The organism is Hymenobacter sp. B1770 (genome assembly GCF_049896385.1).
In the GTDB taxonomy this organism is placed as follows: Bacteria; Bacteroidota; Bacteroidia; order Cytophagales; family Hymenobacteraceae; genus Hymenobacter.
Genome location: NZ_JAFCUF010000006.1, coordinates 196,973 through 211,340, shown reverse-complemented (window position 1 = coordinate 211,340; position 14,368 = coordinate 196,973). Strand labels below are relative to the sequence as shown.

The following is a 14,368-nucleotide window of genomic DNA, read 5'->3' as shown; positions in this document are numbered from 1 at the left end:
CGGAGATTCCGGTGGGGCTTTTGTATGTCATGGATTTTTGTTTGAGCAAAGTACTTGTTGCTGCCTTGCTACGGGAGCAGCAAAATGAGCCGTGTTGAAATAAGTCGTTTGCCATGCCAAGCAGAGGGAAGCACCTTATCGCGCTGCTTCGAGTCGTTCCGCGGCATTAAGATGCTCCGCTCAGTATGACAAATGCCCCATGTGAGGAGGTAGCGTTGCTACAGCTCCTCTTGGTGTGGCGTTGAGTTGCTGTGTTGTTAGGCTGTACTTTATGCAGGTTGACCCATGGTCCAACCTTTGCGAGGAACGGGTGGGCGGTACGGCCCTTTGACCAGCCGGTCGGCTACCGCACCAGCCACGAAAGCATAAATACCTTTGTGAATCAGGTCGATGGTTTGTTCATCGCGGGGCCAAGTCCAGGGCAAGGCACCGACGCCAGTGGCATTTTCTAACGTCTGGTCGTTGAGCAGGCGGAAGTTCATAAACAGAAACGAGCCAACCGGCCCCCGCACTCCCTTTGCTGCCATAAGGCCGCGTACTGCCCCCAAAAGGATGCCCTGGCCCCAGTGCATGGTCCAGTTTAGGCCCAGGCGTTGGTCATCGGGTTTGTGGGGCAGGCCGAGCAGGCGCTCTAGGGTGTGAGCCGGCACATAAGAATCGGGGCGCTTCGTAAACTGTTGCTCTACCTTCTCTGCTAGCGTCATGGCGGCCACTCCCGCGGCGCCTGCTACAATTCCCCAAAGGGCTGCCTGGCCTGTTTTCATAAGTTGCTGTGGGTTTGCCGCCGGGTTGTCCAGCGGCTGTTGGTGAAATATTCTTGTCCGTGCCTGACAATTTCTGTGGAGGCACGGCTTGCTGAATAGTACGCTTAACCCGACCCTCAGTTACAACACGTTTCTGTATATAGTCCAGAATTCATTCGCACAGATGAGCTAAAAACCGCTCTACTGTTCAGAATAATTCTAAACCAAAATCAGTAATCGGCTAGCTCGCCTCAACCGGTAAGCACACTTAGCTCATTGATTGGGCAGGCGAGTCTAGGGATGGCTGCGGCTAGGCTGTACACCGTCTGCCCTATTTGTTTTTCACCTCACTTAATCGAGCACGGCGTAAGAAATCCGACATCGTCGACTTTCCCAGCGGTACCGGGCTCGTAGGCATTTCAAGAATAATTATTGCTCCCCGCAATGGTCGTTATGCTATCAGATTTAAACGCTTTGAGGGCATGGAGCCTGACATGGATTGCTGAAGATGGGTGCTTAGAGCCCCTATCTGTGACTTAGTTTAAGCCAGCCTCATGCGAATTCTACAATACCGCTTTTGCGCAACTCGTTCCTTTTCTACTGCTGGCTGGCCCGAAACAGCTTCTGCTTCTCCTCTTTGGACAGGCTTTCGTAGCCGGAGCGCGAGATTTTGTCGAGGATGTTGTCAATCTCATCCTGCAGGGGCTGGCCGGCCACAGCGGGCTTCTTGCCGGCACTGGAGGCAGCGGCCGTAACGGGCTCGGCGCGGCGCGTGCTGCTCACGCGCATGGCCGGCCTGCGAGCAAACAGTTTAGTAAAGAAATTGCCTACCGCCTGCACGGGGCGGCCCAGGTCGCGTCCTGCTTGCAGCTGCTTAATGAATAGAAAGCCAACCAGCGCGCCACCCAGGTGGGCAATTTCGCCACCGGCGTTTCCCCCGTTCACGCCCGCCAGAGAAATGAGCACGAGCACGGCCGCAATCCATTTTATCTTAACCGGGCCAATAAGAATCAGCGAAAAGGTGTAGTCGGGAAGCAGCGTGGCCGCGGCCACAATGATGGCCGTAACGGCTGCCGAGGCCCCAATCATGGGCGTGCCCACCCCGGGCTGAAACGCCGGAATAAGGTTGAAGCTGAGCAGGAAAATGGCTGCACCTGCCAGTGTGCCCAGCACGTAGAGGCTCACGAGGCGGCGGTCGCCCAGGTACTCGCGCAGCAGTTGGCCAAACCAGTACAGGTTCAGCAAATTGAACAGGATATGAAAGAAGCCTTTGTGAGTGAAGGCGTAGGTCAGCAGCGTCCAAGGGTGGCGCAACAGCACGGGCAGCGCAGACGACAGCTCAAACTGCCGCATCACGGGCAGAAAATAGCCACTGGCGCTGCTCACAGTAAGAATGGTGCGCAGCACAATAAGCACCGCAAACACCAGCACGTTCAGCAGGATGAGCTGCATGAGGGCATTGTCGCGACGGCTGAAAGCAGAGCGGATATCTTGAACGATGCTCATATCTCGAATTAAGCGAAAGTGACGAATTTTATCAACAAGGGGCTAAACCCTACCAATACCTTAATAGAAACGCTCCCGGCCGCCTTCCCAGAATTTCACCAAAATGAACCCGACCAGTAGGCCGCCCAAGTGAGCAAAGTGGGCTACGCTGTCGCCGGGGGTGCGGTGCACACCGGCATACAGTTCGTAGGCCGCGTAGAAGAACACAAAATACTTGGCCTTGATGGGAAACGGGATAAACAGCAGAAACAATTCGGTGTTCGGAAACAAGTAAGCGAAGGCGAAGAGCAAGCCAAAGAGCGCCCCGGACGCCCCCAGCATGCCCACCTGGTAGCTACGATTGACGAGGGCATCCAGGGTGGTATTGGCCGAGTTGATGTACTCTGCGTCGGCAGGGTTGCGGGTCATAGCGGCCCCCACTTGCTCGTAGCCTTGTTGGTCGGGGAAATTCTGCCGAAAAAACTCGACAAAGTTGGCCCCAGACGGGTCCTGCCGAAACTCCTGCCGCGCCACTTCCATCTTGTGCACCTCGTAGTAGCGCACGCCCTGGTAAAACATGCTGGCGCCAATGCCGCAGATGAGCCAAAACACCAGAAAGCGCTGCCCTCCCCAACGCTGCTCCAGGAGCGGGCCAAAAGAAATCAGACCGAACATGTTGAAGATAAGGTGCATCCAGCTGCCGTGCAAAAACATGGAAGTCGCAAACTGCCACGGAAAGAACATCGGGGAGCCGATAGGGTACAAGCTGCCTATCTGGGTGAGCAAAGGCAGGAAATAAGTTTGCGCCGCAAAGAAGAAGATGTTTGCAAAAAGCAGAGTCCGAACGGTGGGGGTCAGGTTGAACATGAAGAAGTTAAAAGCCCCAACCAGCGGCCACAAAGCGCGCATATGGTTGGAGAATCGGTGAACGAAGAGTCAGCTGAGCTAGCGACAAGTGGAAGACGGGCAGCGGGCGTCTCCCTGTAAAAGAAGGAGGCCCCAAAGAAGGTTACTTACGGAAAAAATCGGCCAACTGCTGCCCGTCCAGCAACACGAGGGTTTTGCGGCCGTCGGGCGTGTAGCCGGGCACCTGGCAGGCAAAAAGGCGGTCGGCCAGGGCGCTGAGTTCGGCTTCGGGCAGGCGCGTGGCGGCCGTGCCGGCGGCCACGCGGCGGGCCAGGGCGCGGGCCAGGCTCTCGTTCTGGTCGAGCTTGAGGGGGCCGGCTGTGGTACGATACTGCTCAATCAGGCTTTCGAGCAGTTCCTTCTCGTCCTGGGCAGGCATGCCGGCCGGAATGGCTTCTACCGCAATGGTGTTGGGGCCGAACTCTACGAAGAGAAAGCCCAGGGCGTGCAAAGGCTCGGTGAGCTCGCGCAGCACGGCAAAATCAGTGGGGTTGAAGGTGACGGTGCGCGGGAAAAGCAGCGTTTGGGAAGTGCCCACGGCCCGGCTCAACTCCTGGCGGTACTGCTCGTACAGAATCCGCTCGCGGGCGGCTTCCTGGTCGATGAGCAGCACGCCCGACTTCACCGGCACCAGCACGTAGCGCTGCTGCACCTGCAGCGCCCGGCTGCCCGCGCTGCCCTCCCGCTCTCGGGCGGGTGCGGAGCGGGCTGGCTGAGCATCAGGTAAGGTCAGGCCCAGGCTTAGGGGCAGGTCGTTGGTGCTCACGGGGGCCGGCTCGGCAGAAGCAGCTGTTTCGAAGCTGCGCATGGTGGCGCTGTCGAGGGTGGGCTCGTCCTTCACAGGCTGGCCCAACTCTCGGTAAAAGGCTTCGAGCTCGCGGCGGGCCTGCTCGGTGGGGCGCGGCGGAATCTGCCGCTCGTAGCCGTCGCGGCGGGTGTCGGCGTTGAAGTTAGAAAAGCCCGAGGGGCCGGGTGGGGTACGGGCCGCTGCGGCAGTCGAGGCCGCCAGGGCATCGGGCCGGTATCCGTCGCTACTGGCGGCGCGAGCGGCCGAGCTGGCAGCGGGCAAGTGGTCATCGGCTTCGGTGGGTACTTGGCCGGTGCCTTTGCCGGTGCGAAGCGGGCGGATGGGCGCAAAATTTACATCGCCATCGAAGTCGAGCGAGGGCGCAATGTTGTGCAGGCCGAGGCTTTGCTTCACGGCGGCGCGCACCACGGCGTACACGGTTTTCTCGTCCTCGAACTTTATTTCCGTTTTGGTGGGGTGCACGTTGATGTCGATGGCCTTGGGGTCGAGCTCCAGAAACAGCACGTAGAACGGGTGCGTGTCGCGGGCCAGCAGGCCTTCATAAGCCGCCAGCACGGCGTGGTTGAGGTAGGCCGAACGAATGAAGCGGTTATTGACAAAGAAAAACTGGTCGCCCCGGCTTTTCTTCGACGACTCGGGCTTGCCCACGAAACCCTTTACCGAAATGGAGTGCGTGACTTCTTCGCAGGCGGCCAGCTGCTCCTTGTAGCCGTTGCCAAGCAAGGCCACAATGCGCTGGCTGAGCTTGCCAGCAGGTAAGCCAAACACCTCTAGGTCGTTCTGGTAGAGCGAGAAGGCAATGCCGGGGTTGGCCAAAGCCACATGCTGAAACTCGTCGAGAATGTGCCGCATTTCCACGGCGTTGCTCTTGAGAAAATTGCGGCGGGCAGGCACGTTGAAAAACAGATTTTTCACGGCTATGCTGGTGCCGTCGGGGCAGGCGGTGGGCTGCTGGCTGGTCACCTGCGAGCCTTCTACCAGCAGCAGGGTGCCGGTGTCGTGCTCGCGCTGCTTGGTGCGGATTTCTACCTGGGCCACGGCCGCGATGCTGGCCAGGGCTTCGCCCCGAAACCCCAGGGTGCGGATGCGAAATAAATCTTCGGTCGAGCGGATTTTGCTGGTAGCGTGGCGCTCCAGGCTCATGCGGGCATCGGTGGGCGACATGCCAGCGCCGTTGTCGACGACCTGCACGAGCTGTTTACCTGCCTCTTTCACAATGAGTTGAACCTGGGTAGCCCCGGCATCGACGGCGTTTTCCAGCAGCTCCTTCACCACGGAGGCGGGGCGCTGCACTACTTCGCCAGCCGCAATCTGGTTGGCGAGGTATTCGGGAAGCAGGTGAATAATATCAGGCATAGGAAGTAGCGCACGCTGGGGCTTGCGCCAACGAAAATTGGATGAGCTAACGGGCACGCAAACAAGCGGAAACGCGCCCGACAATAAGTAGAAAATGGCGGCGTTTTCAACCCACGCCGCTGTTTTCTGCGTACCTTTGCGGCTAAATAGCGGAATTGTAGCATGAAATTTTATGGCAACTGCCACAATCATTTCACGCCGCGGCTGGCTAGGTTTGGAACCTCCAAACCCGACCGTCGGGTTCCACTGCTACCCACGACAAAAGTACGGCCTTTGCGGCCCGTTTGCCCCTTGAACAAACCCACCACCCCTGCGGGGCTGATGCGCATCCCCCTCCAGCTTGGCTTGTTTGTCCTGCTGCTCGTGACGGGACTGCTGCTGTCGTTTTCCGAAGTGCCAAAGCTACCCGCCGACCCACTGCCCGCCTCCGCTGCCGAGGCGGCCTGGGTCGACAGTGTGTTTAATTCGCTCACACCTGAGCAACGGCTGGGCCAGCTGTTTATGGTGGCAGCTTACTCTAATAAGGACCGCGCCCACTTCAACCGCATCGAGCAGCTGGTGCGCAACCAAAGCATTGGCGGCGTTATGTTTCTGCAAGGGGGCCCTAAGCGCCAGGCCAACATGACCAACCGCCTGCAGGCCTCCGCCAAGGTGCCCCTGCTCATTGCCATGGACGCCGAGTGGGGCCTCGACATGCGCCTCGACTCCTCGGCCCACTTCGCCAAGCAGATGACGCTGGGCGCCATGGACGACCCCAAATACGTGTACCTGATGGGCCGCGAAATTGCCCGCAAAATGCGGGCCTTGGGCGTGCACATCAGCTTCGCGCCGGTAATTGACGTGAACTCGAACCCTGGCAACCCGGTGATAGGCAACCGCTCGTTTGGCGAGGACCAGGAGCGGGTGGCCAAGCTGGGCGTTCAGTACATCAAAGGCCTGCAGGAAAATGGCGTGATGGCGGTGGCCAAGCACTTTCCCGGCCATGGCGATACCGACACCGACTCCCACGTAGCCCTGCCGGTCATCAACACTGACTTGGCCCGCCTCAGCAAAGTCGACCTGGTGCCGTTCCAGCAGTCCTTCGAAGCCGGGGTGATGGGCGTGATGGTGGCTCACCTCTATATGCCGCTCTTCGACACGACCAATGCCAAGACCACAACTTTGTCGCGCGCGCTGGTTACCGACCTACTTAAGACCAAGATGGGCTTTAAGGGCCTGACGTTTACTGATGCGCTCAACATGAAGAGCGTGAGCAAGCTGTATAAAGACGGCGAGCTCGACGCCATGGCCTTGGCCGCCGGCAACGACGTGCTGCTGTTTTCTGAAGACGTGCCGGCTGCGCTGCTGCGCATTCGGGAAGCCGTGACGGCGGGCAAGCTTAATCAGGCAGATTTGGACTTCCGCATCAAAAAGATTTTGCGCGTGAAGCACTGGGCTGGCCTCTCCAAATACAAGCCAGTGCGCACTGCCATTTTGCGCGACAGCCTCAACCAGCCTTCTTCGAAGGTGGTGGCTCAGGCAATTTTTGAGCACGCCGTGACTGTGGTGAAGAACGACGATAAGCTCCTCCCGTTTCAGCGGCTCGACACGCTGCGCATTGCGGCCATCACCATTGGCACGCAGGCGGAAGGCCCGTACGCCACCATCTTCAACAAATACCAGCCGGGCCCCGTGTACGCTGTAGCCAACCGCTACGCCGATGATTCCACTTTCACGCGCATAGCGGCCCGCCTGGGCGGCTACAATGTGGTGGTGGTGAGCCTGCACAACATGAACAACACGCCCAGCCATAGCTACGGTATGGGCGACGGCGCCCTGCGGTTCATCAAGCAGCTGCAGGCCAACCCCCGCCTGAAAACGGTGGTGGTGGCCATGGGCAACGCCTACGGGTTGAAATTTCTGGAAAACGCCCGCACCCTGGTGTGTGGCTACGAGGACCACTACGCCGCCCAATTGGTGGTGCCGCAGGTGCTGTTTGGCGCGCTGCCTGCCCGGGGCAAGCTGCCCGTCACGGTGTCGCCCACACTGAAAGTCACCACCGGCATTGCCACGCCCGACCTCAAGCGTCTGCGCTATGCCACGCCCGAAAGCCAAGGCCTGAGCTCGCGCGTGCTGGCCCAGATTGACAACATTGCCCTCGAAAGCCAGACCTATGCCGCTGCGCCAGGCTGTCAGGTGCTCGTGGCCAAAAACGGCACTGTGGTGTTTGACCAGAGTTACGGCTACTGCACCTACGACCAGTCGCAGCCCGTGACGAACAGCACGCTCTATGACTTGGCTTCCATCACCAAAGTGGCGGGCACGCTGCAGGCCGTGATGTATCTCAAAGACCAAGGCAAGCTGAGCCTGGACGAGCGAGTGGCGGCCTATCTGCCCGAGCTTAACCGCACCAACAAGCGCGAAATGACCGTACGCGACGTGCTCATGCACCAAGCGGGCCTAAAGGTGGGCATTCCGACCTGGGAGCGCACTATCACCAGCAATGGGCTGAAGCCGACTTTTTACGCCAGTATCCGCTCCGACGACTTTCCCAATGAAGTAGTGCCCGGCGAATACAGCACCAAAGCCGCCGACGACTCGGTGTGGGCCTGGACCATGCGCTCGAGCCTGCTGCCCAAAGTGAAAGGCCGGTACCCCACCGAGTACTCGGACCTGAGCTTTATTGTGATGAAGCGCTTGTGCGAAAAAATTCTGAAGCAGCCTATCGAGGGCTTCCTGCAGGAAAATTTCTACCGTCCATTGGGCTTGGGCAGCATGACGTATAACCCGCTGCAGCGCTTCCCGAAAAGCTGCATCGCGCCCACCGAGAACGACACGTACTACCGCCGCGAGCAGTTGCAGGGTAGTGTGCACGACCAAACCGCTGCCCTGGTAGGTGGCGTGGGTGGCCACGCCGGCTTGTTTGCTACTGCCAACGACCTGGCCGTGCTCATGCAGATGAATATGCAGAATGGCCGCTACGGCGGCGTTCGCTATTTCCAGACGCCAGTCGTAACGGAATTTGCCCGGCCCATGCCCGGTGGGCGGCGCGGCTTGGGCTGGGACCACGGCGACCCCCGCAAGCCCACGGGTCCTACCAGCAACCTGTCGCCGGCCAGCACCTTTGGCCACACCGGCTTCACGGGCACCTGTGTGTGGATGGACCCCGAGAATGAGATTCTCTACGTCTTCCTTTCCAACCGAGTGTACCCTGATGCCGGCAACAACAAGCTGCGCCAGTACAACATCCGCACGCGGATTCACGATGTGATTTACAAGTCGTTGGCGGCGGGTACGCCTAAAAAATAGGTCCACGCAACCCTTGAGTGAAGCAGGCGGTCAGGATAGCAGTCCTCATCTATCTGAATTACCTGCTTTATGCAACCTCTCCCATTTATCCTGCTGGCCGCACTGTTAAGCAGTGCCCAATCTATAGCCCAACCTACGTACCGAGTAGGCTTGCGCGGCGGCATCAACCGAGCTACTACCACGCTGGACCCCGCCAGCAACTCGCAGGAAAACGGCCCATTCAGATATTCGGCTGAGAAGTCAGCTATTTACGCCTGGCAGGCGGGGCAGTGCTGGAAGTAGCGTTTAGCAAATTTGCTCTGCAGCCGGCTTTGCTGTTCTCGCAAAAAGGTGAGCGATTCAATACGTCTGCATCTCTCAGCGGAGCCGCTGGAACAAGCAGTAGTGAAACCCGAAGCACCAACCGGTACCACTGGCTGGAGCTTCCCGTGAACGCAGTTTATCACATTCGCAGCTTTCAAGTATTCGGAGGACCTTACGCGGCGCTGGGTGTAGGAGGCAAGCAGCGGGGAACCACGCTTGGTTATTCCCCATTCGTTAAGTATGCTCCTTACCATTTCGATGACAAGATTCGTTACGGGTCTGATACCTACAATTCACGCCTAGATGCTGGCGTTAATTTTGGTGTTGGCTATCGTCGGGGACCGACGCAGGTACAGGTGGCTTATCAGTTGGGGCTGGTCAATCTCCATTATTCTGAGCCGTATCTTCTCTACGACTATGGACACGATTTCGCCCGCGACGCGGCTTACAACCGCGTGGTGCAGCTAACAGGCACCTATTTTTTCAATTTGTAAGTATCGGTTCCTAAAGCAACTCCTGCTTGATTATGACGACTATAAACTAATATGTCGGCTAGTGCGTCAAATAATTAGGCGATTCCGCGAATGACGGCCCCAACATCTCGGCCAAACTGCGGTTAAGCAGAACGCACAGCCCATTTCCGCGTTACTTGCTTTATGAACATCGGCATTGTTTGTTACCCCACGTTTGGCGGCTCCGGCGTGGTAGCCACGGAATTGGGCAAAGCCCTGGCCCAACGCGGCCACCGCGTGCATTTCATTACCTATAGCCAGCCGGTGCGGCTCGACTTTTTCAACGAAAACCTCTTTTACCACGAGGTCTACGTGCCGGCGTATCCGCTCTTTCAGTTTCCGCCCTACGAGCTGGCGCTGACCAGCAAAATGGTCGACATTGTTCAGAACGAGAAGCTCGACGTGCTGCACGTGCACTACGCCATTCCGCACGCCTCGGCGGCTTTCATGGCCAAGCAGATTCTGCGGGCCCGCGGCATTCAGATTCCGGTGGTGACCACGCTGCACGGTACTGATATTACCCTGGTGGGCAAAGACGCCAGCTTCGAGCCGGTGGTCACCTTCAGCATCAACCAGAGTGATGGCGTGACGTCGGTATCAGCCGATTTGCGACGTGAGACCTACGAGTATTTCGCCATTGAGAAGGACATAGCCGTCATCCCCAACTTCATCGACCTGCAGCGTTTCAAGAAGCAGGAAAAAAGCCATTTCCGCGCCGCCATCGCGCCCGAGGGCGAGAAGCTGCTGATTCACACCAGTAACTTCCGCACCGTGAAGCGCGTGGAAGATGTGCTGCGGATTTTTGTGGGCGTGCGAGAGCAGATTCCAGCCAAACTCCTCCTCGTGGGGGATGGCCCCGACCGCAACCGCATGGAAAAACTGGCCCGCGACCTCGACGTGCACCGCGACCTGCGTTTCCTGGGCAAGCTCGAAGCCGTGGAAGAAGTGCTAAGTGTGGGCGACCTGTTTCTGATGCCCTCCGAAAACGAGAGCTTTGGCCTCGCCGCGCTCGAAGCCATGGCCTGCGAAGTGCCCGTAGTGAGCACCAATGCCGGCGGCATTCCTGAGTTGAACGTGCACGGCCTGACCGGCATGATTAGCGAAATCGGCGATGTGCAGGACATGGTTAAAAATGCCCTCTACGTGCTTGACGACGAGAATCTGCCCCGCTTTAAAGCTGCCGCCCGCGCCCGGGCGGAGGAGTTCGCGGTGGAGAAGATTGTGCCGCTATATGAGGACTGCTATCGCAAGGCAGCGGAGGCGGTTGCCGTGGCGGTATAGTGAGTGCTGTCATTGCGAGGAGGCACGACGAAGCAATCCGTCCTGTTCTCAGCTACTAGACCAATAATGTGACCAAGCCCCGGTACTGCGCAGTACCGGGGCTTGCCGATTCGTTGAAGTGTCTGGTTTTTACAGGACGGATTGCTTCGTCGTGCCTCCTCGCAATGACAGCTTTTTGCCTTAAAAAAGCCCGGCTGCTTCGTTCTTCACTACAGCCAACGCCTGGGCGGTAGGCTCGGCGCCGTCCATCATCAGGCCTTCCAGAATGCGCTTGGCCAGTTCGGTGCCGCGGGCTTGGCTGGGATTTTGGATGCCGTGGTAGGCGCGGTTTACCATGGTCAGCACGTTTTCCTTGGCTTCCTTCACCATGGTCCAGGCGTCGCCGGAGATGTAGAGCTGCTGGGAGAGGTTGTGCTCGTATTCAGCCCGGATTTCTTGTTGCAGGAGGCGGTGGAAGTCGGGGGCAGACTGGCCGGCGCTGCTCAGGCGCACGAGGATGTTGTTGGGTGAGATGCGTTCCAGGAACAGCACCACCCGCTCGTAGGCCTGCAGGCGTAGCGGCAGCGTGGTTTTGTTGCTCTCCAGCCGCAGCTCAATCAATCGGCGTTGCTGCTCTTTCTCCAAAAACTGCTTAAAAAGCACGTAAATAGACCCAGCGACGAGCAGGGCCGGTAGAATAACTTTGAGTAGGTCGAAGAAATAAGCAGTTGAATCCATAAAGCCTGAAGTGAGACAGTGAGGGGCGAGAAGCTAATTCGAACCTGGGAACGAAATAGTTGCCGGCTGGCGCGTGCCGGATTGCCACTGCCGGTAGCAACGGCCGCAAACTTACGCCGTGAACCACCTCCCCCCAACTGCTGTTTCTACTCCAGACGCTGTGCCGCGAGCTACTCCGGCAGCCGCTGTATCTTTGTCGTCCACCTAGTTCTAAACCGTCTTTCATTATGGCTTCCGTTGCCACCCTCGCTCCCATTAGCCTCACTGACCGCGCTGTGGTTGAGGTGAAAAATATTATTCAGGAAAAGAACGTGCCCGCTGACTACGGCCTGCGCATCGGCGTGCAGGGCGGCGGCTGCTCGGGCATGAGCTACCTCCTGGGCTTTGATAAAGCCAAAGATGCCGACGAAATCTACGACCTCGACGGCCTGAAACTCATCATGGATAAAAAGCACGCCATGTACGTTCTCGGTATGGAAGTCGACTTCCAGGATGGGCTGAACGCCCGTGGCTTTGTGTTCAACAACCCCCAAGCCAAGAGCACCTGCGGCTGCGGCTCTTCGTTCTCGGCTTAATAATTATCAGCTAGTTGCGGATTTCCCTGAATGCGCAGCTTTGTAATTAGCCAAAAGCCCCCGCCTTCCGGTGGGGGCTTTTGCATTAAACGGCCGCCTTTAGCGTCTGGCCAACCGCTACGTAACGGGCAAAGACAGCTTGTTTATCGTAATCAAACTGCAGCATCGCCTCCGCCTGCTCGCGCACCCGGTCAGCTTGCTGTTGGAGTACCGCCAGCCGGTCTTCGTTGCGGGTGCGGCGAGCTACGGTCTCGATGGCCGTGAGCAGGCGCAAGAGTACGGACAAGTTGCCTTCGGCAGCACTGCGAATCTGGTCGAACGCCAAGGCGGCGTAAGTGGCGAATGTTGGGATTTGGGCTACCACGCGCACCCTACCGCCTTCGGACCGCAGCGGCTCGTTAAGCTTGCGGTCAGCCAGCAGGCTCAGCAGGGCGCCCAATTGGTCGACGCAGAAGATGGCCGTGGTGGTGTCGTTGATACCCGGCGATAAGGCCTTCAGGGCGATATCGACCAATTGGCGGAAACCAAAGCCCAGGTCCTGGTCGATGGTGCGAAGGTCGCCGATGCTGTAGGTGCCACAGAGGCGCTGGCGGGTTTTCTCATCCGCAGCGCTTAAGGGTTGGCCGTCGTAGCGGGCCACCGAGACCAGCGGGGCCTCTTTCGCTACAAAGCTGCCGATGCCCCGTTCCATGCGCACCACACCGTTGATTTCACGGGCAAAGTCCAGCAGAGCATCGTTATTAACGTCTTGAACGTAACCACTGCGTAGCGCCAGGATGGCGTGCCAATGATGGTCGGTTTCGCGCCAGTCGGTGGCCTCAGCGGCGGTGGCTTCGTGGCCCATCTGCTCTGGAAACAGGTTATCTAAGGCACCCTGGGTTTCGGCCGCCGCCCGGGCAATGATGGTAGACGCCTGAATGGAAGACGCAATGTGGTGAATGAAAAAGATGAGCACCCCAATGCTCACCAAGGCCAGCACCAGCCCACCCGCTACGGCCAGCGAGGGGATGAACCGGCCTTCGTCGCCGCCCCGAATGGTGCGCAGCACAATCAGGCAATACACGAAAATGCTCACGAAGAACCCCAATACCAGTTGGTTGGCGCGGTCGCCCATGAAGTTGCGCAGCACCCGGGGCGTGTACTGGCTCGAGACTTGAGCCAGCGTGGCCAGCGTGAGCGAGAAAATAAGACCCGCTACGGTAATCATGGAGCTGGCAATGGCCGTGAGCATGCCCCGGGCGCCGTCGGCCCCGGCCCCGAACAGCATGGGATAGTCCTGTAGCCACTTATGTTCGGTGTTGTCGTCCAGCATCACCAGCCCGTAGGCCAGCCCCGACGCAGCCGTCACCATTAGCGTGGGCACAAACCACAGGCTGGAGTTGACGTTGGACCAAGCGAGCCGGAGTCTGTTCATTAGTAGGAGCTGTAACGATGACTACAAGGGCCCTTGACTCACCGTGCTGCTTGTGCGGCATGGATGCAAATTTCAAGTCTACGTTGAAACTCAACGGTTGGGCTATTTAGAACCCATCAGCGAGCATTTTGCGTGCTACTTGGGCAGGCCTGTCACTGGAGTCAGCGCCGACTGCGGGCCACTCGGGGCCTGCTTGAGCACATTCAGCGTGCCATCGGTTTCCAAAATTACCGCGGCTGCTTCCATAAGCGAGCTAATGCCTCTTTCTCGCAACCCGGCCAGTATTTCACCTTCCGTAACCCGCTCGACACGCATGGCCTCTTGTTGGTACTGGCCTTGGTACACCAGCAGGGTTGGCTCGGCTTTTACCAGTCGACTCACGGCCTTATAGCGCACGGCCAGCCACGTGATGGCAAATTGCAGGCCGATGAGCAGCGCAAAGGCCAGTATCCCATCAATCAGCGGCACGCTTTTGTTGAGCAGCACCGATGCCAGGGTAGAACCCATGGCCACCGTCACCACAAAGTCGAAGGCATTCATCTTCGACAGGGTGCGCTTGCCCGAAATTCGAAGCAGCAAAATCAGGCTTGCGTAGGCCAGTGTGCCAATGACGATGGTGCGAACTACACTGGTCCAGCTGGAGAAGAAGAATTGTTCCATAATTAAAAACAGCAAGGCGGCGACAGATAACCCAGCCTCCGTAGATGGGCGGGCCATCAAGGACAAGGCAACGCAGCTTTGCATAGCCCAGTCTATGCGCCAGACTGCCACTGCCATAGTCCGGGGGCCCTCTGTTTACGACTGCTCAGTCATCCGGTTTAACAAGCGTTTTTTCTGACATGTAAAGCTGGCCGAGTAAAAGCGCATTGCAAATACTCAAGCAGCATGGGCATTCGCATTCAAGCAACTTAATTGTTTACAGTCATTTACAAAGCTACACGCAAAGGCCCTGCGGTTATGCTTGGCTTGTCGTGCCCACC

At 58.2% G+C, this 14,368-nt stretch carries 12 protein-coding genes; 5 read left to right on the top strand and 7 right to left on the bottom strand.

What is annotated here, in order from left to right; genetic code table 11:
• Window positions 1-269: 269 nt before the first annotated feature.
• From ACP7AJ_RS13845 to mutL, 4 genes are all read right to left on the bottom strand, one after another.
• Window positions 270-764 carry a hypothetical protein gene (locus tag ACP7AJ_RS13845; RefSeq protein ID WP_426060802.1) on the bottom strand — a complete coding sequence of 165 codons (495 nt, stop codon included), beginning with the start codon at window positions 762-764 and terminating at the stop codon, window positions 270-272.
• Window positions 765-1,340: 576 nt separating this feature from the next.
• Window positions 1,341-2,249, bottom strand: coding sequence for a rhomboid family intramembrane serine protease (locus tag ACP7AJ_RS13840; protein WP_426060801.1), 909 nt, complete (start codon window positions 2,247-2,249; stop codon window positions 1,341-1,343).
• Window positions 2,250-2,309: 60 nt separating this feature from the next.
• A complete protein-coding gene (locus tag ACP7AJ_RS13835) occupies window positions 2,310-3,137 on the bottom strand; it encodes a rhomboid family intramembrane serine protease (protein WP_426060800.1) in 828 nt (275 codons plus the stop codon).
• A gap of 100 nt (window positions 3,138-3,237) precedes the next feature.
• Window positions 3,238-5,298: a DNA mismatch repair endonuclease MutL gene (mutL, locus tag ACP7AJ_RS13830; protein WP_426060799.1), complete on the bottom strand. Its 2,061-nt coding sequence runs from the start codon at window positions 5,296-5,298 to the stop codon at window positions 3,238-3,240.
• A gap of 291 nt (window positions 5,299-5,589) precedes the next feature.
• Here mutL and ACP7AJ_RS13825 point away from each other — a divergent pair, with 291 nt between their 5' ends.
• The 4 genes from ACP7AJ_RS13825 to bshA all read left to right on the top strand — a co-directional run bounded on the left by ACP7AJ_RS13825 (window position 5,590) and on the right by bshA (window position 10,682).
• Window positions 5,590-8,586 (top strand): glycoside hydrolase family 3 N-terminal domain-containing protein, encoded by a 2,997-nt coding sequence (locus ACP7AJ_RS13825; protein ID WP_426060798.1) that lies wholly within the window; start codon window positions 5,590-5,592, stop codon window positions 8,584-8,586.
• Window positions 8,587-8,655: 69 nt separating this feature from the next.
• A complete protein-coding gene (locus ACP7AJ_RS13820; protein WP_426060797.1) occupies window positions 8,656-8,868 on the top strand; it encodes a hypothetical protein in 213 nt (70 codons plus the stop codon).
• A gap of 29 nt (window positions 8,869-8,897) precedes the next feature.
• Window positions 8,898-9,383: an outer membrane beta-barrel protein gene (locus tag ACP7AJ_RS13815; protein WP_426060796.1), complete on the top strand. Its 486-nt coding sequence runs from the start codon at window positions 8,898-8,900 to the stop codon at window positions 9,381-9,383.
• A 162-nt stretch (window positions 9,384-9,545) separates the two neighbouring features.
• Window positions 9,546-10,682, top strand: coding sequence for an N-acetyl-alpha-D-glucosaminyl L-malate synthase BshA (bshA, locus tag ACP7AJ_RS13810; protein WP_426060795.1), 1,137 nt, complete (start codon window positions 9,546-9,548; stop codon window positions 10,680-10,682).
• Between the two features lie 180 nt (window positions 10,683-10,862).
• Here the strand turns inward: bshA and ACP7AJ_RS13805 are convergent, their stop codons facing one another.
• Window positions 10,863-11,399, bottom strand: a complete 537-nt coding sequence (locus ACP7AJ_RS13805; RefSeq protein WP_426060794.1) for a hypothetical protein — start codon at window positions 11,397-11,399, stop codon at window positions 10,863-10,865.
• A gap of 227 nt (window positions 11,400-11,626) precedes the next feature.
• Between ACP7AJ_RS13805 and ACP7AJ_RS13800 the strand changes: the two genes are divergently transcribed.
• Window positions 11,627-11,974 (top strand): HesB/IscA family protein, encoded by a 348-nt coding sequence (locus ACP7AJ_RS13800; protein ID WP_092673244.1) that lies wholly within the window; start codon window positions 11,627-11,629, stop codon window positions 11,972-11,974.
• An 85-nt stretch (window positions 11,975-12,059) separates the two neighbouring features.
• On the opposite strand, the gene ACP7AJ_RS13795 is transcribed toward ACP7AJ_RS13800, so the two are convergent.
• Together ACP7AJ_RS13795 and ACP7AJ_RS13790 are read right to left on the bottom strand one after the other, a co-directional pair.
• Window positions 12,060-13,388, bottom strand: a complete 1,329-nt coding sequence (locus tag ACP7AJ_RS13795) for a DUF2254 domain-containing protein (protein ID WP_426060793.1) — start codon at window positions 13,386-13,388, stop codon at window positions 12,060-12,062.
• Window positions 13,389-13,523: 135 nt separating this feature from the next.
• Window positions 13,524-14,048, bottom strand: a complete 525-nt coding sequence (locus ACP7AJ_RS13790; RefSeq protein ID WP_426060792.1) for a DUF421 domain-containing protein — start codon at window positions 14,046-14,048, stop codon at window positions 13,524-13,526.
• Window positions 14,049-14,368 lie beyond the last annotated feature (320 nt).

Coding starts and splice junctions, on each gene's coding strand:
- ACP7AJ_RS13800 (WP_092673244.1), top strand. CDS start 11,627: ATGGCTTCCGTTGCCACCCTCGCTCCCATTAGCCTCACTGACCGCGCT.
- bshA (WP_426060795.1), top strand. CDS start 9,546: ATGAACATCGGCATTGTTTGTTACCCCACGTTTGGCGGCTCCGGCGTG.
- ACP7AJ_RS13845 (WP_426060802.1), bottom strand. CDS start 764: ATGAAAACAGGCCAGGCAGCCCTTTGGGGAATTGTAGCAGGCGCCGCG.
- mutL (WP_426060799.1), bottom strand. CDS start 5,298: ATGCCTGATATTATTCACCTGCTTCCCGAATACCTCGCCAACCAGATT.
- ACP7AJ_RS13840 (WP_426060801.1), bottom strand. CDS start 2,249: ATGAGCATCGTTCAAGATATCCGCTCTGCTTTCAGCCGTCGCGACAAT.
- ACP7AJ_RS13820 (WP_426060797.1), top strand. CDS start 8,656: ATGCAACCTCTCCCATTTATCCTGCTGGCCGCACTGTTAAGCAGTGCC.
- ACP7AJ_RS13835 (WP_426060800.1), bottom strand. CDS start 3,137: ATGCGCGCTTTGTGGCCGCTGGTTGGGGCTTTTAACTTCTTCATGTTC.
- ACP7AJ_RS13795 (WP_426060793.1), bottom strand. CDS start 13,388: ATGAACAGACTCCGGCTCGCTTGGTCCAACGTCAACTCCAGCCTGTGG.
- ACP7AJ_RS13805 (WP_426060794.1), bottom strand. CDS start 11,399: ATGGATTCAACTGCTTATTTCTTCGACCTACTCAAAGTTATTCTACCG.
- ACP7AJ_RS13790 (WP_426060792.1), bottom strand. CDS start 14,048: ATGGAACAATTCTTCTTCTCCAGCTGGACCAGTGTAGTTCGCACCATC.